Here is a 21,742-nt window from a genome sequence, read left to right as displayed (position 1 = left end):
GGTGTACGTCTCGATCTGCGCCGCCCCTCGACCGCCTGCGGGTCGACCGATCGGGCGTGACGGCGATCACACGACCGTAGGCGAAACATCCCCTGCCGGTCGGTCCGTCTGAGCTGGGGGGCGATTGCCCAGTCGAGCGGATCGGGGAGCGCATGGCAGCCGGCGAGCCGAGGGTCGTGGTCGGGAAGAAGGCGTCGGGCGGGCCGTCGGGCCGTCGGGGGCGCGGTTCCGGGCTCAGGGCCGGGCTGAGACCGGACTACCCGCGCCGGGGGCGCCGAGGGGTGCGGCGCTGGCTCCCGTCGTGGCGTCAGCTGCTGGCGCTGGCCGCGACCGGCTCCGGGCTGCTGGTAGCCGGGGCGCTGTGGATGTACGCCGGGACGGAGATCCCCAAGGACCTGAACGCCTTCGCGACCCAGCAGAACAACGTCTTCTACTGGGCGGACGGCACCGAGATGGCCCGCACCGGCTTGGTCAACCGCCAGGACGTACCGCTGGACCAGGTGCCCGAGGGCGTGCAGTCGGCCGTGCTCGCCGCCGAGAACGAGACCTTCTACTCGGACCCGGGGATCTCGTTCACCGGCATCGCCCGGGCGCTCTACGAGATGGGCTCCGGTGGTGACACCCAGGGCGGCTCGACCATCACCCAGCAGTACGTCAAGAACGCCTATCTGAACCAGCACCAGAGCTTCTCCCGCAAGCTCGACGAGGCCTTCATCGCGGTCAAGCTGGACCGGCAGGTCAGCAAGCGGGACATCCTGAGCGGCTACCTGAACATCAGCTGGTTCGGGCGCGGCAGTTACGGGATCGAGCGGGCCGCCCAGGCCTACTACGGCAAGGACGTCTCGCAGTTGAACCCGAGCGAGGGCGCCTTCCTGGCCGCGCTGCTCAAGGGCGCCTCGCTCTACGACCCGGCGCTCGGCGCGGAGAACCGGGACCGGGCCGTCGAGCGCTGGACCTGGATCCTGGACCGGATGGTGAAGACCGGCAAGCTGTCCGCCGAGGAGCGGGCCCGCTACACGGTCTTCCCCGAACCGCAGGCGCCTCCGCAGCAGGCCGGCCTGGCCGGCCGGACCGGGTACCTGGTGGACCTCGCCAAGTCCTACGCGCAGAGCCACGCGGACATCTCCCCGGCGCAGTTCGACCTCGGCGGCTACCAGATCTACACCACCTTCGAGCAGCCGAAGCAGGCCGCGCTGACCGAGGCCGTCCAGGACGCCGTCAAGAACCTCGACCCGGACCACCGGCCCGCCGACCAGAACGTCCACATCGGCGGCGCCTCGGTCGCCGCGGACGGCCGGATCCTCGCCGTGTACGGCGGCCCGGACCACCTCAAGCAGGGCTTCAACGACGCCAACACCGCGAACGTGCCCGCCGGTTCGGCCTTCACCCCGCTGGTGTACGCCGCCGGGCTCGGCCAGGGCGTCCAGCACGAACGCCAGGGCCCCAGGACCCCGGTGCGCGCCACCACCGGCTACAACGGCGACAACGGCATCGACATCCAGACCCCCGAGGGGCCGTACTGGGGCCGCGACGGGAAGAAGGCCAAGGCCGCCAACGACGACGGCCGCAGCTGGGGCCAGGTCACCCTGCGCACCGCGGTCGAGCAGTCCGTCAACGGCCCGATGGAGCAGCTCGGCATGGACGTCGGCCTCGACAAGGTCCGTACGGGCGCGCTCGACCTCGGGCTGCTGCCCGACAGCATCGGCCCGATGGTGCCCGGCTTCTCGCTGGGCAACTCCACGCCGAGCGCGATCCGGCTCGCCGGCGCGTACACGGCGTTCGGCGGGCTCGGCATGCGGACCGACCCCTACTCGGTGACCCGGGTGACCCGCAACGGCGCCGGGATCGCCCTGGCCCGGCCGGCCGCCGTCCGGGCGGTGGACGCCGCGGTGGCGGCGGAGGTCGACAAGGCGCTGCACGGCGCCGTCAAGGACGGCACCGGTAAGGAGGTGGGGCGGATCGTCCCGGACGCCGCCGGGAAGACCGGTACCACCGAGGACCGCACCGCTGGCTGGTTCGTCGGCTACCTCGGCCCGGTCTCCACCGCCGTCACCGTCTTCCGGATGGACCCGAAGTCCCTGGCCCTGCTCCCGCTGACCGGGGTGGCCGGCGCCGCGCCGACCACCCCCGACTCCACGATCCCGGCCGGGATCTGGGCCGCCGCCATGAAGCGGACCACCATGCCGTGAGCGGCTACTTGAGGTAGCTCGGCCAGTCCGGCGCCTGGGCCGGGTCCAGCCGGCGCAGCTGGTCCAGGACCGCCGGGTCCTGGACGTCCAGCCAGTCCGCGAGCTCCTTGAACGACACGCAGCGCACGCCGTCCTTCTTGCAGACGGTCTTCATCACGTCCTCGATGGCCTGCATGTAGATGCCGCCGTTCCAGGTCTCGAAGTGGTTCCCGATGAACAGCGGGGCCCGGCTGCCGTTGTAGACCCGTTCGAAGCCGTTGAGGTAGCCCTCGCGGGTCTGCTTCTCCCAGGTGGCGTACTTCTTGGGGTCGCCGTCGGTGCTCTCGCCGGACTGGTGGGCGAGGAAGTTGTAGTCCATCGACAGGACCTGGGTGTCGCCGAACGGGAGCAGCTGGAGCGGGAAGTTCCAGATCCCGTTGATCTTCGACGGCCAGACCTGGAACTCGCCCTGGGAGCTGGCGTCGTAGCGCCAGCCGAGGGCCTTGGCGGCCGGTATCAGGTTCTTCTGCCCCTCCAGGCAGGGGGCCCGGCCGCCCACCAGTTCCTGCTGGTAGTCGAACGGCAGCGGGGCTTCCTTGGCGAAGCCGGTGTTGGTCTTCCAGTGGGTGACGAAGGAGTACGCCTGGTCGATCTCGCTGAGCCACTCGTCGGTGCTCCAGTCGCCGCCGCCCTTGGGGCCGCAGAAGTGGCCGTTGAAGTGGGTGCCGATCTCGTCCCCGTCCTGCCAGGCCAGCCGCAGCTGCTCCAGGGTCTCCTTCACGTGGGCCTCGGTGGGGAAGGAGATCGCGGCGCTGCCCCGGTCGTGCTGCGGCGGCCGGTAGAGGGCGCGCTTCTCGGCCGGGACCAGGTAGATCCCGGTGAGGAAGAAGGTCATGGCCGCGTTGTTCGCCTTGGCCAGTTCCCGGAAGCGGGAGAACAGGTGGTCGTCGTTCTCCAGCGCGCCGTCCCAGGAGAAGACCACGAACTGCGGCGGTTTCTCGCCGGGTTTCAGCTTCTCGGCCTTCAGCTGGTTCGGCTGCGGCCCGGTGTCGGAGGTGGACCCGTCGCCGAGCACCTTCACCTGCCCGTCCCAGCTGGGGGTGGTCGACGGGTGCGACGGGGCAGGGGCGGGTGCCTGCGCGGGGACGGCTGTCGACATCGACTGCTGCGCCGGGGACGGGCCGCCCTCCGGGAGCAGGGCCACCGCGAGCGCGACGGCCGCGCCGACCGAGACCACGGCGACCGCGCCCCGGGCGGTTCTGGTCCGGACCCTGCTGCCCGTGTGCCTGCCGTCCGTCATCGCTCGCACTCCCCTCCACCGCACGGCCGCCCGCGTGGCGGAACCGTTCGTGGTACGACGTTCCGAGCGGCCGGATGCGTTACCGGGGCGGGCGCGGCGGGTGTCCGGGCAGCGCGACGCCCCGGGAGCGACGGGTGCTGCTCCCGGGGCGCGCCACGGTGACCGGTGGTGCGTCAGCGGCCTTGCAGGGCCTTGACGTTGTCGCCGAAGGTCCAGCCCTTGGAGCCGTCCCAGTTGATCGACCAGGTCATCAGGCCCTTGAGCCCGCCGCCGAAGGCGTTCCAGGACTGGCCGACCAGGCTCGGTGCCATGTAGCCGCCGCCCGCGCCGGGCTGGGCCGGCAGTCCGGGGACCTGCTTGTCGTACGGCACCTTGACGGTGGTGCCCTGGATCGTCAGGCCGTTGTTCAGGCAGGTGGTCTGCGCGGTGAAGCCCTGGACGGTGCCGGCCGAGTAGGAGTCACCGGAGCAGCCGTACATGCTGCCGTTGTAGTACTGCATGTTGAGCCACCACAGGCGCCCGTTGTCGACGTACTTCTTGATGATCGGGAGGTACGAGCCCCAGATCGAGCCGTAGGTGACGCTGCCGCCGGTGACGTAGGCGGTCTCGGGGGCCATGGTGAGGCCGAAGCCGGCCGGCATCTGGGCGAGGACGCCGTCGATGATGCGGATCAGGTTGGACTGGGAGGCCGACAGGGTGGTGATGGAGCCGCTGCCGGACAGGCCGGTCTCGATGTCGATGTCGATCCCGTCGAAGTTGTACTTCTTGAGGATCGGCACGACGGTTGCCACGAAGCGGTCGGCGACGGTGCTGGAGCTGAGGTCGATGCCGGCGGCGGCGCCGCCGATCGACATCAGGACGGTCGCCCCCGCGGCCTTGGCCTGGCACATCTCGGCCGGGGTGGAGACCTTGACGCCGGCATCCATGCCGTCCTGCCACAGCACGGTGCCGTCGGAGAGGATCACCGGGAAGGCGGCGTTGACGACGTTGTAGCCGTGCGCGGCGATCCGGCTGTCGGTGATGGGCACCCAGCCCAGGCCGGGGTGGACGCCGTTGGCGGCGCCGTCCCAGTTCTCCCAGTACCCCTGCAGCACCTTGCCGGCCGGCTTGGGCTTCGTGGCACAGGTGTCACCCGGCGAGGTGGGGCTGCCGGACGGGCTCGGGCTGCTCGACGGGCTGCTCGACGGGCTGCTCGACGGGGAGGCCGAGGGGCTGGGGCTGCTGGACGGGCTGGCGGAGGCCGACGGGCTGGGGGACGGGCTGGGGCTGCTGCCGCCCGGCCCGGTGAGCGACACGTCGTCCGCGTAGTAGGCGGGCTGGCCGTACCAGCCGTGCACGTAGACCGTCACCGAGGTGGTGCTCGCCCCGGTGGTGAAGGCGACGCTGAGCTGGCCGTACGAGGCGTTGTTCGGCGTCCAGGTGGACGGCGCGGTGGTGAGTCCGGCGCCGGTTGCGCCCAGGTAGACGTAGCTGCCCTGGACGTAGGCGCTCAGCGTGTACTGGGAGTTGGGCTGCACGCTGATGGTCTGCGAGCACTGGGCGTTGTCCTGGCCGCTGGGGGTGGCCCTGAGTGCGGAGGTGCCGGCGTGGACCGGGCTGCTCACCGCCGCACCGGAGCCGCCCGAGCAGGTCCAGGAGGACAGGCCGCTCTCGAAGCCGGGGTTGGCCACCAGGTTCGGGGTGGCGGCGCCGGCCGTGACGGTGCCGGCCACGGCGATCCCGGCGCCGACGACGGCCGCCGCGCTCACGGCGGCCAGCGAGCGCCGCAGGGTGGTCGGTCCGTGCCCGGGCTCCGGAACGGGGCCGAGGCCGCCCGGCGGACGTGGCGTACGGGACCTTCGACGGAACATGGTGCGCTCCCTTCCCACCGGGCAATGGGCATGGACATGACCGGCGCGTGGGGGCGCAAGTGCCCGGCTCTGGGTGAGGTGGGGACATGTGGGGCTGTGCCGCTCCGGATCGTAGGAGCGGCGGCAGCGGCCGTCAATAGGTCTGGACCAATTGTGGCAGGAGGTGGCGCCGCGTCAGGAGCAGCCGCCCGGAGCGGTGGCGGCGCCCGGCGTGGTGGCGCCGCCGTCCGCCCGTGGCACCCGGGTCAGCCGGATCAGCCGGCTGGCGTGGTCCCCGGCGGGCAGCCGCAGGTCGAGGCCGTGGTGGCGCAGGGCGGCGCCGCTGTACTCCTGGCCGGTGTCGAGGTCCCGGTAGCGGGCGTCGCCGTCCAGCGCGGGCAGCGGCAGCGGGGCGCCGGCGTGGCCGAAGCGGGTGGTGGGGCGCCAGGCGAGGACGGCGTGCTCGGAGCCGTCGTGGGCGGCGTGGTGGACGGCGGTGACGCCGCCCGGGCCGGCCAGCCGGTGCTGGTGGCCGCGCTGGATCAGCGGCCGGATCTGCTGGTAGCGGGCGACCAGTTCGGCGGCCTCGGTCAGCTCCTCGGCGCTCCAGCGGGTGAGGTCGCCGCCCAGGCCGAGGGCGCCGGCCATCGCGACGTGGAAGCGGAAGCGCAGCGGCGTGGCGCGGCCGGTGGCCGGGTTGGGGCTGTCGGTGACCCAGGCGGCCATGGTCTGGGCGGGGAACAGCTGGCTGAAACCGTGCTGGATCCCGATCCGGTCGACCGGGTCGGTGTTGTCGGAGGTCCAGGCCTGGTCGGTGCGGGCGAGGATGCCGAGGTCGACCCGGCCGCCGCCGCCGGCGCAGGCCTCGATGCGCAGGCCGGGGTGGTCGGCGCGCAGCCGGTCCATGATCCGGTAGACGGCCCGGGTGTGGTCGGTCCACAGCCGGTCCGGATCCGGGTCCCCGACCCGGCCGGCCTCGGTGAAGGGACGGTTGGCGTCCCATTTGAGCCAGTCCACCGCGTTGTCGGTGACCAGCCCGTCCAGGGTGTTGTGCACCCACGCCTCGACCTCGGGGCGGCCGAGGTCGAGCATCAGCTGGTTGCGCAGCTCGGTGGCGTCGCGGGTCGGCGCGTGCAGCACCCAGTCGGGGTGGGTGCGGTACAGGTCGCTGTCGCGGTTGACCATCTCCGGCTCCACCCACAGGCCGAAGGCCATGCCGAGCCCGTGGACGTGGTCGGCGAGCGGCCGCAGCCCGTGCGGGAAGGCCGCCGGGCGGGGGGTCCAGTCGCCGAGGCCGGCGTGGTCACCGGTGCGGGCGCCGAACCAGCCGTCGTCCAGCACGAAGAGTTCGGCGCCGAGCCCGGCGGCCAGGTCGGCGAGCCGGCACTGGGCCGCCTGGTCGACCTCGAAGCCGGTGGCCTCCCAGGAGTTGTAGAGGACCGGGCGGTCGCGGTCCGGCTCCGGGAGCACCCGGGCGCGGATGTGGTCGTGCCAGCCGCGGCTGGCCGCGCCGAAGCCGGCCGGGCTGTAGAGGCCGGCGAAGACCGGGGTGTCCAGGGTCTCGCCGGGCCGCAGGATCCGGCGCAGGCCCTCGTGGCCGGAGCCGCCGGTCCAGGTGGTCCGGCCGACCGGGTCCCGGTGCACGGTGATCCGCCAACTGCCGCTCCAGGCCAGGGCGGTGCTCCAGACCTCGCCGTGCTCCTCGGTGGCGGTGCCGTCGTCGAGGGCGAGCCAGGGGCCGGCGTGGTGGCTGGTGATGCCGCGGCGGCTGGTGAGGACGGTCTCGGCGACCGGCAGCCGGTCGCGCCGCAGCTGGAACTCGCTGTTCCAGCCGCCCACCAGGTGGCTGAGGCGGGGGTCGGCGAGCCGCGGCGCGGTCCAGGCGGCCGAGTCGAGCCGGTCCACGCCGATCGGGCCGTCCTCGGGGCCGCCGGTGTGGGTGAGTTCGGTCCAGCGCTCGATCACGTCGCTGCCGGGGTGGACCCGGTAGCAGAGCGTGGCGGACAGCGGGTAGTGCCGGTCCGCCAGGCCGATCCGCAGCTCGCCCCCGCTCGCGGTGTGCCCGGTGAACCGCCACTGGGCGCCGCGGACGCCGTCGGCGAACTGCACCTGGAGGCCGGCCGGTCCGAACCGGGCGCCGCTCTGCGGGGCGAGCTCGTCGGCCGCGGCTTCGGACTCGAAGCTGCTGTCGGCGGGGGAGTGAGGTGCCGGCAGCTCGGTGAACCCTTCGGGTGCGCCCCAGTAGAGGTGTCGGGGGCTGCCGTCGGCGCCGATCCGCAGGGCGTAGCGGCTGCGCGGCGTGGCGAGGACGGCGAGACCGCGGGCGGGGTCGAAGGACACCGCAGGGGGAGTGTCGGACACGGAGACTTCCCAGGGGGAGGCGCGGAGGGCGGCGGCCGTACGGGCCCAGGACGAGACCCCGGGCCGGGCCCAGGACGGGCGTGGAGGCGGCACGAGCGTAGGCCCGGCCCGGAGTGAAATCAATACTGGACGAAGTTATTTATTTGCCCTAGGTTGCAGTCGTGTTTCCGAACCATGCGCAGCCACTGGTCACCGCACCGGCCGAAACCGCGGTGCTCGCCCTCCTGCTGTCGGAGGGTCCGCTCAGCCGGGTCGAGCTGGCCCGGCGGATCGGCCTGTCCTCGACCGCGGTCACCAAGGCCGCGCGGCCGCTCATCGACGACGGCTACCTGCACGAACTCCCGCCCGAGCGGATCGCGCCCGGCGCCGGCCGCCCGGTGAACCCGCTGGCCGTCACCCCCGACCGGGAGTTCTTCGTCGGGGTCAAGATCAGCGCCGACGTCCTGTTCGGCGCGGTCTGCGACCTCCTGGGCCGCACCCTGGCCACCGCCGGCGAGCGGCTGACCGACCGTGGACCTGACGCCGTGCGGGCGCAGCTGTCCCGGATGGTCGACGAACTGCTGGACACCGAACCGGCGTTCCGCGAGCGCACCCGGCACCTCGGGATCGCGGTCTCCGGCGACGTGGACCGCGCCACCGGGCGGGTGCGGTACTCCGTGCTGCCCGGCTGGCAGGACGTCCCGCTGGCCGAGACGGTCGCGGAGCGGACGGGGCTGACGGTCACCGTGGAGAACGACGTGAAGGCGCTCACCGCCACCGAGCACTGGTTCGGCGAGGGCATCGGCACCGAGTACTTCGCGCTGGTCACCATCGGCGCCGGCATCGGCTCCGGACTGGTCGTCAACGGCCAGCTGATCACCGGCGCGTACGGCGTCGCCGGCGAGATGGGGCACATCAGCATCGACCCGGCGGGGCCGACCTGCCACTGCGGCCAGACCGGCTGCGTGGAGGCGATCGCCTCCTCGGACGCGATCCTGGGCGCGGTCCGCGGCGCGACCGGCCGCCCGGACCTCGACTTCGACGCGGTGGTCGAGCTGGCGCGCGGCGGGGACCCCGCCGCCCGCCAGGCCTTCGCGAGAGCCGGCCGCGCGATCGGCACCGGCATCGCGACCCTGGTCAACCTGCTGGGACCCGAGCGCGTCGTCGTCACCGGCGAGGGGCTCGACACCTACGACCTGTTCGGGGCGCACATCAAGGACGCCTACGCCGCGCACTGCTTCAAGGCGGCGGCCAAGTGCCCGCTGACCCTGCGCCCCCTGCCCTGGGAGGAGTGGGCCAGAGGAGCCGCGGTCCTGGGCATCCAGGCGCTCTTCCCGTAACACCCGCCGGCGTGCCCGGCACCCACCCCCACCAGCACACGCTTACGCACACGCACGCACACCGGTCGGTGCCCGTCCTTGCCTGGCAGCAATCGACGGCGGACACCGACCGGAACGGGTACACCCACCCTCACCCCGAAGGATGCGACATGAGCGCACGCAGTTCGCAGCTTAGCCGACGTGGATTCCTCGGCGGCTCCCTCCTGTTCGTGGCCGGAGCGGCGGTCGGCTGCAGCACGACCCCGGGCGGATCCGGGGACGCCGGCGGCGCCGGGACCACCCTGAACGTGTGGTCCCACGCCTACGGCGAGGCCGGCACCCAGCAGGCCCTGACCCGCTACGCCGCGCAGTTCACCAAGGCCAACCCCGACATCGCGGTCAAGGTCACCTGGGTGCCGGGCGACTACACCGCCAAGCTCAACGCCAGCCTGCTCGCCGACGGCGCCCCGGACGTCTTCGAGATCGGCGACTTCAGCCAGGCGCTCGCCCGCCGTGGCCAGATCGCCCCGCTCGACGACGTGTACGGCAGCGCCAAGGCCGACTTCGGCCAGGGCGACCTGGACTACGTGACGGTCGACGGCAAGATCTACGGCATCAAGATGATCGACGACGTGATGATGCTCTACTACCGCAAGAGCGTCCTCGCCAAGGCCGGGATCACCCCGCCCACCACCTTCGACGCGCTCGCCTCCGCCGCCAAGGCGCTCACGAGCAAGAGCGGCAAGGGCCTGTTCCTGGGCAACGACGGGATCGGCGACAGCCCGATCCTCGCCGTCTGGTCCAACGGCGGTGAGCTGGTCGCCGACGGCAAGGTGGCCTACGCCTCCCCGAAGGCGGTCGAGGCGGTCACCGCGCTCAAGCGCCTGGCGGACGACCAGTCCCTGCTGCTCGGCTTCACCACCGACTGGTGGGACCCGTCCGCCTTCACCCAGAACGTCGTCCCGATCCAGTGGTGCGGCCTGTGGGCGATGCCGGCCGTGAAGACCGCGCTCGGCGACGACTTCGGCGTGCTGCCGTGGCCCGCGTTCGGCAGCGCGGGCAAGCCCGTCGTGCGGGTCGGCGGCTGGACCAGCTGCGTCAACGCCAAGGGCAAGCACGTGGAGGCGGCGAAGAAGTTCGTCAAGTGGCTGTGGGTCGAGCAGAGCGACCTCCAGAAGGACTGGTCGGAGAGCTACGGGTTCCACGTCCCGCCCCGCCGGCCGGTGGCCGCCACCGCCGACAAGCTGAGCCAGGGCACCGCCAAGGAGACCGTGGAGCTCGCCGCGACGAGCGGCCGGTCCAACCCGAACACCTGGGACACCGAGGTCTCCACCCCGTTCGCCGCCGCGGCCAAGAAGATCGTCAGCGGCCAGGGCGACCCCGCCCAACTGCTCGCGGACGCGGCCGCGCAGGCCCAGACCGCCCTGGACAAGCAGCGATCCTGATGACCGCCCTCTCGGACACCGGCCCCCGCGCCGGGCGTGCCGGCCGTCCCGCGGCCCGGCCGCGGGGCGGCCCCGCCCCGACCCGCCGGCCCCGCGCCGACCTGCGGGCCTGGGGGGCGTTCGCGCTGCTCGCGGGGCCGATCCTGGTCGGCCTCGGAGTGTTCAAGTACGTCGCGATCGGCTGGAGCTTCCTGCTCAGCTTCTGCGACGCGCACGGCACCATCGCGCTCGGCCACTGGGTGGGCCTGGACAACTACCGGCAGCTGCTGGGCGATCCGGTCCTGCGCTCCTCGCTGGTCCAGATCCTGCTGTTCACCGCCTTCATCGTGCCGGTCACCTTCGCCGTCTCGCTCGCGCTCGCGCTGCTGGTGCACCGGGTGCGGCGCGGCCGGGCGCTGCTGCGGACCGCCTTCCTGATCCCCGCCGCCGTCTCCTACGTGGCGGCCTCGCTGCTGTGGAAGATGTGCCTGTTCAACGGGCTGCCCTCCGGCATCGCCAACCTGATCGGCAGCTGGTTCGGGATGGACGCCGTGCCCTGGCTGCAGACCACCTCGCCGCCGCTGTACTGGGTGGCGCTGATCACCCTGCGGCTGTGGCTCCAGGTCGGCTTCTACATGGTCCTGTTCCTGGCCGGCCTGCAGGCCATCCCCCGGGACGTGTACGAGGCCGCCGCCCTGGACGGCGCCACCGGGTGGCGGCTGCTGCGCCGGATCACCCTGCCGATGCTGCGCAACACCTCGGTGGCGGTGCTGATGCTGCAGTTCATCGCCGCGTTCCAGGCCTTCGACGAGTTCTACAACCTGTTCAACAGCGGGCTCTCCGGGACGGCGACCGCCCCCGTGCAGACCCCGCTGGTCCACCTCTACGACACCGCGATGGGCGCGCAGAACTACGGTCTCGGGTCGGCCGGGGCCTTCGTCCTCACCGCGTTGATCGTGGGCGTCACGCTGATCCAGGGCCGGTTCACCGGCTTCGGCAAGGGCGAGGAGTGAGCCCCGTGAAGAACCGTTCCCTGGCCGGCGCCCTGCGCCCCGGGCTGCGCGGGCTGCTGGTCGGCCTGCTGATGCTCGCCTTCGCCGCCCCGTTCTACCTGATGCTGCGCAACGCGCTGATGGACGCGCGGGGCCTGACCTCGCCGCAGTGGACGTGGTGGCCGGGCACCATGCACTGGGAGAACTTCACCGCGCTGTTCTCCGACCCCTCGCTCCACCTGGGGCAGGCGCTCGGCAACTCGCTGCTGATCGCCGGGATCACCGCTCCGCTCTCCACCCTGCTCGCCTCGGCCGCGGGCTACGCGCTCGCGCGGATCCCGGTGCCGGGCCGCGGCCTGCTGCTGGCGCTGGTGGTCGGCACCCTGATGATCCCCGGCTCGGCGACCTTCGTGCCGACCTTCGTGGTGGTCGGATCGATGGGCGGGGTGAACACCCTGTGGGGCATCATCGCGCCGGGGCTGTTCAATCCGTTCGCGGTGCTCCTGTTCCGCAACTTCTACCTGCAGTTCCCCGCCGAGATCGAGGAGGCCGGCCGCCTCGACGGCCTCGGCTGGCTCGGCCTCTACCGCCGGATCGCGCTGCCGAGTTCAGGTGCGATGCTCGCCTCGCTCGGCGCGCTCGCCTTCATCGACAGCTGGAACTCCTTCCTGTGGCCGCTGGTGATCGGCCAGGACCCGTCGACCTGGACCGCCCAGATCGCCCTGTCCACCTTCCTCACCTCGCAGACCATCAACCTGCCCGGACTGTTCGCCGGCGCCGTGGTGACCGTCGCCCCGCTGGTGGCGATGTTCCTGATCGCCCAGCGGTACATCGTCGAGGGCGTCGCCACCAGCGGACTCAAGGGCTGAGCGGCGCCGCTCCGCACATCCCGCACTCCACAGCACCACCCCCACCCTCACCCCGTGCTCCCGGAGCCTCGCCATGAGACCTGCCACCACCGTCCGCGGGCGCGCCCGCCTCGCGACCCGCGGCCTGCCCGCCGTGCTGGCCACCACCTCCCTGCTCGCCGTCGCCGCGCCCGGTGCGGTGGCGGCCCCCGTACCGGCCGCACCGACCGCCGCCACCGCCTCCACCGTCGCCGACGCGCCGGTACCGATGACCGGCGCCCAGCTGGCCGCCTCCTGGACCGGCCCGCTCTCCACCCGCGGGCGGTACGTCGTCGACGCCCACGGCGACCGCTTCAAGCTGAAGTCCGGCAACTGGGCCGGCGCCCAGGGCACGTACGAGGGCAGCGGCGACGTCGGCGACGTCACCAACCACCAGGCCGACCAGAAGTCGAACAACATCCCGCTCGGGCTGGACCGCACCCCGATCGCCCGGATCATGGCCGACTTCCACGCGCTCGGGATCAACAGCGTCCGGCTGCCGTTCGCCAACGCGATGATCCACGACACCGCCCCCGTCCCGGACGCCGCCGTCACCGCGAACCCGCAGCTGAAGGGGAAGACCCCGCTCCAGGTGTACGACGCCGTGGTCGCCGCCCTGACCGCCGACGGGTTCGCGGTCATCCTCAACAACCACACCACCAGCTACCGGTTCTGCTGCGCCCTGGACGGCAACGAGCGGTGGAACAGCGGCCAGAGCACCCAGCAGTGGATCGACGACTGGGTGTTCCTGGTCGACCGGTACAAGGACAACAAGCGGGTGGCCGGCGCGGACCTGCGCAACGAGGTCCGCCGCGACACCTGGGACGACCCCAACTGGGGCATGGGTGACGACCACGACCTGTACAAGGCCTTCGAGGAGGCCGGCAACCGGATCCTGCAGGCCGACCCGGACCTGCTGATCATCATGGAGGGGATCAACTGGCAGGGCATTCCGCAGGGCATGTTCAGCCACGGCCGGCCGATGCTCACCCCGGTCCGCACCCTCTCCAACACCCTGATCGACTCCGGCAAGCTGGTCTACTCGGCCCACTTCTACGCCTACACCGGTCCCAACCACACCGGGGCGACCGGCGGTTGGCAGAACGGCGAGACCAACGACCCGCGCTACCAGGACCTCACCCCGGCGCAGCTGGCCCAGGCCGTCGACGACCAGGCGCTGTTCGTCACCGGCGCCGGCCAGCACTTCACCGCCCCGGTCTGGATCAGCGAGTTCGGCGCGGGCGGCCGCGGCTCGGACAACGCGAAGGAGCGGGCCTGGTGGGCCGACTTCACCGACATCCTGGTGAAGAACGACACCGACTTCGCCCAGTGGCCGCTGGTCGGGTGGATGGACGCCACCGGCCGGCCGAACGACAACTGGGCACTGATCAACTACGACGCCACCGGCCGGAAGGTCACCGTCGAGGACCCGGGCGACTGGCGCGCCGCCGACTGGAACAAGCTGATCAACGCCCCGGCGAGGAGCGGCCCCGTCCCGCAGGTCGACCACTGGAACATGCTCGACCTCGACTTCGCCGACCAGAACCGCTCCGCCACCATGCTCGCCCGGCCCGACTGGAGCACCGGCAACCGCAAGGGCGACTGCCCGGACGGCCAGCGCCTGACCGGTCTCGGGCGCAGCGACCGCCGCGGCCTGTGCACGGACGCGAACCGGCCCGCCACCGCCGGCGGCACCTGGACCGTCGTCACCGACGAGCGCTACGTCAAGAGCGACTGGGCGAGCGGTTACAACAAGCTGCAGTGCCCCGACAACACCTTCGCCGTCGGGTACAGCGTGAACGGCAACGCGATGGCCGCCCTGCTCTGCGCACCCGCCGCCGGCCCGCTGCCGGCAACCGGCCGCACCGTCTGGTTCGACCACGGCGACAACCGGCCCGCCACCGGCGGGTCCACCGGCAGCGACTGGGCGCCCGGCTACTACAAGGGCCAGTGCACGGACGGCGAGTACCTGGCCGGCGTCGGCTTCACCTGGCGCTGGCAGCACGGCGGCGTCCCCGACCTGCTGCTCTGCCGCCCGCTCGTCTGACAGCGCCGCCACCCGGCGGGCCCACCGCACCCCTTCCCCGTTCGAGGAGACCAGGCATGCCCCTGGAGATCGCCGCAGACGGCTTCCGTCTCGACGACCGACCGTTCCGCATCATCTCGGGCGGACTGCACTACTTCCGGGTCCACCCCGAGCAGTGGGCCGATCGGCTCCGCAAGGCGCGCCTGCTGGGGCTCAACACGGTCGAGACCTACGTCCCCTGGAACCTCCACGCCCCCCGGCCTGGCGAGTTCCGGCTGGACGGAGGTCTCGACCTGCCCCGCTTCCTCGACCTGGCCGCCGCCGAGGGCCTGCACGTGCTGCTGCGGCCCGGCCCGTACATCTGCGCCGAGTGGGAGGGCGGCGGCCTGCCCTCCTGGCTGCTCACCGAGGACGGCATCGAACTGCGCAGCCGCGACCCCCGCTTCCTGCGGGCCGTCGACGGCTACCTGGCCGACCTGCTCCCGGCGGTCGCGCCGTACCTGGCCACCCGCGGCGGCCCGGTCCTCGCCGTCCAGCTGGAGAACGAGTACGGCGCCTACGGCGAGGACACCGGCTACCTGGCCGCCCTCGCCGACCTGCTGCGCGGCCACGGCGTCGACGTCCCGCTGTTCACCTGCGACCAGCCCGCCGACCTCGCCCGCGGCGGACTCGACGGCGTGCTGCGCACCGCCAACTTCGGCAGCCGGGTCGAGGCGGGGCTCGCCGAACTGCGGCGCCGGCAGCCGACCGGGCCGCTGATGTGCTCCGAGTTCTGGATCGGCTGGTTCGACCGCTGGGGCGGCACCCACGTCACCCGCGGCCCGGAGGAGGCCGCCGCCGACCTGGACCGGCTGCTCGCCGCCGGCGCCTCCGTCAACATCTACCTGCTCCACGGCGGCACCAACTTCGGCTTCACCAACGGCGCCAACGACAAGGGCACCTACCGCCCGACCGTCACCTCGTACGACTACGACGCGCTGCTCGACGAGGCCGGCGACCCCACCCCCAAGTACCGGGCCTTCCGCGAGGTCATCGCCAGGTACGCGCCCGTCCCCGACGAGCCGCTGCCCGACCCCGCCCCGAAGCTCGCCCCGCTCACCGTGGCGCTCGACACCTGCGCCGCCCTGCTCGACCAGGCCTACGCGCTCGGGGCGGCCGTGCCGGCGGACCGGCCGCCGACCATGGAACAGCTCGGCCAGGACGTCGGGTTCGTGCTCTACGAGAGCATCCTGCCGGTCGCGGGTCCGGCGGTGCTGCGGGTCGGCGAGGTCCGCGACCGGGCGCAGGTCTTCGTGGACGGGCAGCCGGTCGGCGTCCTGGAACGCGAACGGCACGAGCACGCCCTCGCGTTCACCGCGCCGCGGCCGGGCGCGCACCTGGCGGTGCTGGTCGAGAACCAGGGCCGGGTCAACTACGGCCCCGGCGTCCACGACCGCAAGGGCCTGCTCGGCGAGGTCACCGTCAACGGCGCGGCGCTCGCCGACTGGGACGGCCGGCCGCTGCCGCTGGCCGACCTGGAGCGGCTCACCTTCCTGCCCGCCGACCCCGGACGTCCACCGGTCGGGCCGGCCTTCCACCGGGGCGCCTTCCACCTGGACCGGCCCGCCGACGGGTACCTCGCGCTGGAGGGCTGGACCAAGGGCAACGCCTGGATCAACGGCTTCCCGCTCGGCCGCTTCTGGTCCCGGGGCCCGCAGACCACGCTGTACGTGCCCGCGCCGGTGCTGCGCGCCGGCCGCAACGAGATCACCGTCCTCGAACTGCACGCCACCACCACCCCCACGGTCGAACTCCGCCCGGCGCCCGACCTGGGGCCCATCGAGGACTGAGCAGGCCTGGCACGGGGCCGGCCCAGCACGGCGGCCGGCCCCGGCGGCGTGGTTGCCGGGGCCGGCCGGCCGTCAGGGTGCGGGGATCGGGGCGACCTCGCGGACACTGAACCACTTGTAGTACTGCGGCATCGCGGTGGTCAGGCCGTCGGTGCGCAGGTAGACGGAGTAGTTCGGCGCGGTGAAGGGCTTGGCCGCGGCGCCGTACGGGTCGTCGTCCGGCGAGGAGCGGTGCACGCAGGGCTTGCCCTTGCTGAGGTGGCCGTCGTCGGTGTACGAGGTGACGAGCTGCCAGGTGCCGCCGCCGGCCGGCGGGCCGGGTTGACCGTGTTGCCGATCGACATCTCCTTGTACAGCTCCAGCCGGACCTGGGTGTCGTTGCGCCAGTCGCCGTCGTTGCCGGCGTCGATGTTGCGGGCCACGAACTTGAAGCCGATCCACCGGTTCAGCGGCAGCGCCCCGCCGACGCTGCCCTCGGCGGCCGTCCAGTAGGCGGACTCGCGCACGTCGCCGTGGAAGGAGATCAGCCCGACCCGGCCGTGCGGCAGGCCGCCGCCGGTGCCGGTCAGCTGCTCGACGCCGTCCACGGACAGTTCGAGCGCGTCGCCCTTGACGGTGCCCCGGAGGGTGTACCAGGTGCCGGTGGTCAGGGTGAAGGGCTTGCTGGCGACGGTGGTCACCGTGCCGCCCGCCTTCTTCTTGATCTTCAGCGCTCCCTCCTCGTGGACGAAGAGGTAGTAGTTGTCGGTGTCGGTGTAGCGGGCGAGCAGGCCGGCGGTGCGGTCGGTGTCGGTGTTCCACCGGCCACCTTGATCGAGGCCTGCACCTGGACGTCGGTGGTGGCGGCGTCGCCCACCACGGCGCGGGCCGAGTCGGAGGTGGTCCGGTAGACCTTGGAGCCGTCGGCGACGACGGCGTAGGTGCCGGTCGCCACGGTGAAGCCGTGCGCGACGCCCTGCTCGAAGTCCTCGTCGACGGAGATCGCCGCGTTGGCCGACCCGCCGACCACCAGCAGGGTCACCGCGAGCGCCCCGGAGGCGACGGTGGCCGCGACTTTCCTTCTTCGGTGCTTCATGGACGCCCTTCTCGGATCGGTGATCGGAAGGAAGTCCTTCCGTCCCCTTCTACGGATCCGCGGGCCGCCGCGGGCCGCCCGGGCGGGCACTCTCCACAGGGCTTGCACAGCGGCGGAGCCTTCGATGCAGTCCAATGCAACGACGGTGCTGATCGATGTTGCATTACCTTCGGATTCGTTGCAACGAAATAGTGCACTCCAGCTGGGGTGATGGCATTCGGGCGCAATGAAGGTGTTGCCGAGAGTGCAAATGCAACGTAGCGTTCGTGATGTCAGAAACACACACTCCCCAAGGAGCGCACGATGCAGAAGTTCGCCGCCCCCGCCCCGATCGCCGCCGTCCTGGACATCCCCGCGGGCCGGGTGCAGATCATCGCCGCCGACCGGGCGGACGCCACCGTCGAGGTGCGGCCCGCCGACCCCGGCAAGGGCCGCGACGTCCGGGCCGCCGCCGGGGCCGCCGTCGCCTACGCTGACGGCGTCCTGCGGGTCCGTACCGAGTCGGGGAGCCAGCTCTTCGGCCCCTCCGGATCCGTCGAGGTCACCCTCCAACTGCCCGCCGGCTCCCGGGTCGAGGGCAAGGCGGGCGCCGCCGAGCTCCGGGTGGTCGGCCGCCTCGGCGACCTCGCCTTCGACGGCGCGTACCGCCGGATCAAGATCGACGAGGCCGCCAGCGTCCGGCTCAGCGCGGTCGACGGCGATGTCGAGGTGGGCCGCCTCGGCGGGCCGGCCGAGATCGGCACCGCCCGCGGCGCCATCCGGATCGCCGAGGCGCTGGGCGGCAGCGTGGTGCTCCGCACCGAGTCCGGCGACATCTCGGTCGGCGCCGCCGCCGGGGTCTCGGCCGCCCTGGACGCCGGGACCGGCCTCGGCCGGATCAGCAACGCGCTGAAGAACGACGGCGCCACCGCCCTCGACATCCGCGCCACCACCGCGCACGGCGACATCACCGCCCGCAGCCTCTGACCCGGAACGCCCCATCCGCCCGACCCGGCACCGCCGGCGCCTCCTCCGACCGAACCGACGCGAACAGGTGGACGACATGACCGACGACCGCACCCCCGCGACCCCCGCCCGCTGGTCCGGCCTGCTGCCGGTGGACGACACCGCGCTCGCCGTGACCGACAGCGGCGGCACCGGCATCCCCGTGCTCTACCTCAACGGCCAGTTCGCCACCCAGGGCTACTGGCGCCGGACCATCGCCGAACTCGGGCCCGGATGGCGGCACATCACCTACGACGAGCGGGCCCGCGGCAGGCGGTCGAAGCGTTCGGCCGACTACTCCTTCGAGGCCGCCGTCCGCGACGTGGACGCCGTTCTCGCGGCCCGGGGCGTGGACCGCGCCCTGCTGGTCGGCTGGTCCTACGGGGCCTTCGTCGCCGCGCACCACGCGGCCCGGCACCCGGAGCGCACCCTGGGCGCGGTCCTGGTCGACGGCGCGTTCCCGTACGACTGGCTGGACGAGGCGATGGAGCAGCGGATCCGCAAGCAGTTCCGGCAGTGGGGCCGGTTCATGCCGGCGCTGCGGCTGACCGGTCTGACCCCGCGGATGAACGCCGAGGAGATGGCGGAGTCCAACATCGAGATCGGCCGGATCTCCCGCGAACGCGAACTCGGCCCGGTACTGGACAGGATCACCGTCCCGGTCCGGTACGTGGTCGCCTCGGGCAGCTCGCTCGGCAGCCGCGGCGACGAGCAGGAGCGGATCCGCACCAGCCTCGACGCGGTGACCGCCCGCAACCCGCACATCGAGGTGGGCGCGAAGGTGGCGAGCAACCACGGCGCCGTCCTGCGCAAGGACTTCCGCGCAGTCGCCGCGGCCGTCCACGCGATCGCGGCCACCCACGAGCCGACCGGCTGACTGTTCGGACGGCTGGCCGCCACCACTCCGGACCAGGTGCAGGGGAGGGTGATCAGCGTCGTCGTCCTGCTCGCCACGGCGTCGGCGTCACTGGCTCCCCTGGTCGCCGGCCTGCTGGTGCAACGGCTGTCCGGTACCGGCGCGTTGGCGGTCTGCGCCGGGGTGGCGGGAGCGGCGGCGGTCGCCGCGCTCGGCCTCAGGGCGCTCCGGTAGGTCGCACCGACGAGGTCGCGCCTCCGGTCCCCGCGGCCGGGGCAGGGTGATGACGGGATGCATCCGGGCCCGGCCGGAGGCGGTACTCCGACAGGGCCCGGGCGGTCGGGACGGGTCAGGTGCGGGCCATCTGCCAGGCGCCGACGAAGTCGCAGGCGTACGAGCTGAACACGGTGATCCGGTAGCCGGGCGGGATCGGGGAGCCGGAGCAGGCCCAGATGCCGGGGCGGATCTGCTCGTGCAGCCAGCTGCCGATGCCGTTGCAGCCGGCGATGGTGTGCCGGGTCATCACGTAGCCGGCCACGATGGGGGAGCCGGAGCAGGTCCACATGCCGTTGTGGACGATCTGGTGGTACCAGCCGCCGACGCCGTCGCAGCCGCTCCGGTCGTAGTTGGTGATCACGTAGCCGGGGACCACCGGCGAGCCGGAGCAGGTCCAGATCCCGTCCTGGACGGGCTGCTGGTACCAGGAGCCGGCGCCGTTGCAGCCGCCGGCGTTGTGGCCGGTGATGACCCACCCGGCGGGGACGGGCGCCCCCGAGCAGGACCACTGGCCGGCGGGCCAGCGCAGCGCTCCGGCGGTGGCGGCCCCGGCCGGCGCCGCGGCTCCGGCCAGGACGGCGACGGCCAGCAGTGCCACCGCCGCCGCTGTCGCGGCGATCCGGCCGCGCACGGCCTTCGTCCTGCCGGCGATCCACGGTCGGCTGATCCGGATCCTCATGTCACACCTGTCCTTTCGGTGGGCACGGCGACGCGCCGCCGGTCCCGGGCGGGCGGGACGGCGGAGCTGGGGTGGTGTGATCGAAACCCTGTCAGATGCACGGCATGCAAACCAGAATGAATTCCAGCCATCATCATCGAGCTGATGTGGATCCACCGGGTGTGGTGCGCCCGGACCGGAAAATGCCCCGCGCCGCGGGCCCGGCCCGGCTAGGCTCCCCGCGATGACCACTCCTTCCGTTCACAGATCGGGGGTCCCGTCCGCGCAAGGTGAGTGCTGATGCTCACTGCGAACGCGAACGGGGACACCCACCACTCCTTCTGGCCGCGCGTGCGCGAGTACGCCGTGCCGCCGTCGATGATCGAGGCCGCCTCCGCCCGCCGCCGGGCCGGGGACTGGGCGGGGGCCTGCGCCGCCGCCGGCTACGAGGTCGACCTCGACCTGCGGGCCGCCGCACGGGCCCACGGCCGGGAGTTCGCCTCCCTGGTCCGGGCGGACCTCCGCCACCTCGCGCCCGATCTGCTGCGCTGGCACTTCCCCCGGGTCGCCCCCGACGGGCTGCTGCGCCCGGGGCTGACCAGCACGCTGGCCCGCTACCCGGGCGCGGGCCGGGACGGGGTGAGCCCCGTGCACCTGGTGGTGCGGACCGCCCCCGCCTGGGCGGACGCCGGCCAGCGGATCAGCCTCGCCCTGTGGGACGGCTCCGCCGGGCTGCCGGCCGGCCGGCACCCGCGCCCCGACCGGCGGTTCCGCCTCGACCTGCACCGCCACCTGTGGGACGCCCGCGCCGCCGGCGACCTCCGGGGCCAGTCCGGCGCCGACCGGGAATCCACCGCCGGCGGCCCGCCCCGCGGCGAAGGCCCGGACCCGTGGCGGCCGCTGCTGCCGCCCGGACCCCGCTGCGCCGTCGACCGGTGGGCGGCCGAGGCCGAGATCCTGCTCCGCGCCGAAGGGCGGCCGGCCACCGGGACGTTCGGCGTACGGCTCGGCGGCGGACGCCGGCTGGTGCTGGAAATCCACCCGGGTGAAGGCGAGTTCGGGCTGCGACCGGCCCCGGCCCCCGCCGATGGCAGCGCGGCCGCGCTGCCGTTGCTGCCCGACGCGGCCACCTGGCACCTGCCCGATCTCGAACTGCTCCGGGCCGGCGTGATCGGCCCCGACCACCTCCACCCCCTGGTGGCCGACGCGCTGGCGCCGGGCCGCCCGGCCGCAGGCCCGTACCGGCCGTCCGACCCGGCGGGGCAGCCGCGGACCGTGGAGTGCCGCGGCGCGCTGCACCGGATCGGCCTGGTCGACGGCGTCCTGGCGCCGCTCGACCACGACCCGGCCGAGATCCGGCGGGAGGAACTGCTGGTCGCGCTCACCGGTACGCCGCTGCCGTGCCTGCGGGCCATCGACGAGGCCCACCGGCGGCCCGACTGCCTCACCGGTGTCCGCGAACGCCTCGACCACGGCGACACCGCCGGGGCGCTGGCCGTGGTCGAGGGGCTGCTCGGGCCCGCCGCCCTGCTGCGCGACGGCGCGCTGCGGGACGAGCTGGAGGCGGCCGCCCGGCAGCGGATCACGTACGGGCTGTACCGGGCGGGCCTGGCCCTTCCCGGGCCCGGCCGCGACCGGCCGGACCGCCACTGCCCCGGCCTCCGCCGCTCCCACGGCCGTTCCCACCCGCGCCACGCCACCACGCGCTGGCCGGGCCGGGCCGCCTCCGCCCGCCCGCGCACCCCATCCAGCTCCCTCCTTCGAACCCCCAGGTGATGC

17 protein-coding genes and 1 pseudogene are annotated in these 21,742 nt (G+C 73.1%); 11 read left to right on the top strand and 7 right to left on the bottom strand.

Annotated features, from left to right (window positions below):
* Nucleotides 1-281: 281 nt before the first annotated feature.
* Nucleotides 282-2,189 (top strand): transglycosylase domain-containing protein, encoded by a 1,908-nt coding sequence (locus ABT014_RS01985; RefSeq protein WP_350635778.1) that lies wholly within the window; start codon nt 282-284, stop codon nt 2,187-2,189.
* 4 nt (nt 2,190-2,193) lie between these two features.
* Here ABT014_RS01985 and ABT014_RS01980 read toward each other — a convergent pair whose 3' ends face one another.
* The 4 genes and pseudogenes from ABT014_RS01980 to ABT014_RS01965 form a co-directional block, all read right to left on the bottom strand.
* A complete protein-coding gene (locus tag ABT014_RS01980) occupies nt 2,194-3,468 on the bottom strand; it encodes a polysaccharide deacetylase family protein (RefSeq protein ID WP_350635776.1) in 1,275 nt (424 codons plus the stop codon).
* A 173-nt stretch (nt 3,469-3,641) separates the two neighbouring features.
* Nucleotides 3,642-4,763, bottom strand: coding sequence for a chitinase (locus ABT014_RS01975; RefSeq protein WP_350635995.1), 1,122 nt, complete (start codon nt 4,761-4,763; stop codon nt 3,642-3,644).
* A gap of 90 nt (nt 4,764-4,853) precedes the next feature.
* A pseudogene (locus ABT014_RS01970) lies at nt 4,854-5,318 on the bottom strand (carbohydrate binding domain-containing protein); the annotation flags it as partial.
* A gap of 174 nt (nt 5,319-5,492) precedes the next feature.
* Complete coding sequence (locus tag ABT014_RS01965; protein ID WP_350635774.1) at nt 5,493-7,658, bottom strand: alpha-galactosidase; 2,166 nt, start codon at nt 7,656-7,658, stop codon at nt 5,493-5,495.
* 161 nt (nt 7,659-7,819) lie between these two features.
* Between ABT014_RS01965 and ABT014_RS01960 the strand changes: the two genes are divergently transcribed.
* From ABT014_RS01960 to ABT014_RS01935, 6 genes are all read left to right on the top strand, one after another.
* Nucleotides 7,820-8,977 (top strand): ROK family protein, encoded by a 1,158-nt coding sequence (locus ABT014_RS01960; RefSeq protein ID WP_350635772.1) that lies wholly within the window; start codon nt 7,820-7,822, stop codon nt 8,975-8,977.
* Between the two features lie 149 nt (nt 8,978-9,126).
* Nucleotides 9,127-10,401 carry an ABC transporter substrate-binding protein gene (locus tag ABT014_RS01955; protein ID WP_350635770.1) on the top strand — a complete coding sequence of 425 codons (1,275 nt, stop codon included), beginning with the start codon at nt 9,127-9,129 and terminating at the stop codon, nt 10,399-10,401.
* Entirely contained in the window at nt 10,401-11,393 is a 993-nt protein-coding gene (locus ABT014_RS01950; RefSeq protein WP_350635768.1) for a carbohydrate ABC transporter permease, read from the top strand. The genes ABT014_RS01955 and ABT014_RS01950 overlap by 1 nt, the downstream gene beginning before the upstream one ends.
* Before the next feature lie 5 nt (nt 11,394-11,398).
* A complete protein-coding gene (locus tag ABT014_RS01945) occupies nt 11,399-12,241 on the top strand; it encodes a carbohydrate ABC transporter permease (protein ID WP_350635766.1) in 843 nt (280 codons plus the stop codon).
* A gap of 73 nt (nt 12,242-12,314) precedes the next feature.
* Nucleotides 12,315-14,306, top strand: a complete 1,992-nt coding sequence (locus ABT014_RS01940; protein WP_350635764.1) for a glycoside hydrolase family 5 protein — start codon at nt 12,315-12,317, stop codon at nt 14,304-14,306.
* A 56-nt stretch (nt 14,307-14,362) separates the two neighbouring features.
* Nucleotides 14,363-16,114 (top strand): glycoside hydrolase family 35 protein, encoded by a 1,752-nt coding sequence (locus ABT014_RS01935; protein ID WP_350635762.1) that lies wholly within the window; start codon nt 14,363-14,365, stop codon nt 16,112-16,114.
* A gap of 140 nt (nt 16,115-16,254) precedes the next feature.
* Here ABT014_RS01935 and ABT014_RS01930 read toward each other — a convergent pair whose 3' ends face one another.
* Together ABT014_RS01930 and ABT014_RS01925 are read right to left on the bottom strand one after the other, a co-directional pair.
* On the bottom strand, nt 16,255-16,884 hold the full coding sequence (locus ABT014_RS01930) for a LamG-like jellyroll fold domain-containing protein (RefSeq protein ID WP_350635992.1): 630 nt from the start codon (nt 16,882-16,884) through the stop codon (nt 16,255-16,257).
* A complete protein-coding gene (locus ABT014_RS01925; protein ID WP_350635761.1) occupies nt 16,821-17,189 on the bottom strand; it encodes a hypothetical protein in 369 nt (122 codons plus the stop codon). The genes ABT014_RS01930 and ABT014_RS01925 overlap by 64 nt, the downstream gene beginning before the upstream one ends.
* A 303-nt stretch (nt 17,190-17,492) precedes the next feature.
* Between ABT014_RS01925 and ABT014_RS01920 the strand changes: the two genes are divergently transcribed.
* The 3 genes from ABT014_RS01920 to ABT014_RS01910 all read left to right on the top strand — a co-directional run bounded on the left by ABT014_RS01920 (nt 17,493) and on the right by ABT014_RS01910 (nt 19,263).
* Entirely contained in the window at nt 17,493-18,155 is a 663-nt protein-coding gene (locus tag ABT014_RS01920) for a DUF4097 family beta strand repeat-containing protein (RefSeq protein ID WP_350635759.1), read from the top strand.
* A gap of 76 nt (nt 18,156-18,231) precedes the next feature.
* Complete coding sequence (locus tag ABT014_RS01915; protein ID WP_350635757.1) at nt 18,232-19,050, top strand: alpha/beta fold hydrolase; 819 nt, start codon at nt 18,232-18,234, stop codon at nt 19,048-19,050.
* 48 nt (nt 19,051-19,098) lie between these two features.
* Nucleotides 19,099-19,263 carry a hypothetical protein gene (locus ABT014_RS01910; protein ID WP_350635755.1) on the top strand — a complete coding sequence of 55 codons (165 nt, stop codon included), beginning with the start codon at nt 19,099-19,101 and terminating at the stop codon, nt 19,261-19,263.
* Between the two features lie 115 nt (nt 19,264-19,378).
* Here ABT014_RS01910 and ABT014_RS01905 read toward each other — a convergent pair whose 3' ends face one another.
* Nucleotides 19,379-19,984 (bottom strand): hypothetical protein, encoded by a 606-nt coding sequence (locus tag ABT014_RS01905; protein ID WP_350635753.1) that lies wholly within the window; start codon nt 19,982-19,984, stop codon nt 19,379-19,381.
* 279 nt (nt 19,985-20,263) lie between these two features.
* Here ABT014_RS01905 and ABT014_RS01900 point away from each other — a divergent pair, with 279 nt between their 5' ends.
* Nucleotides 20,264-21,739 (top strand): hypothetical protein, encoded by a 1,476-nt coding sequence (locus ABT014_RS01900; RefSeq protein WP_350635752.1) that lies wholly within the window; start codon nt 20,264-20,266, stop codon nt 21,737-21,739.
* Nucleotides 21,740-21,742: the final 3 nt, after the last annotated feature.

This window comes from Kitasatospora sp. NPDC094015 (assembly GCF_040304075.1).
Taxonomy (GTDB): domain Bacteria; phylum Actinomycetota; class Actinomycetes; order Streptomycetales; family Streptomycetaceae; genus Kitasatospora.
This window is presented reverse-complemented; position numbering and strand designations above follow the sequence as displayed.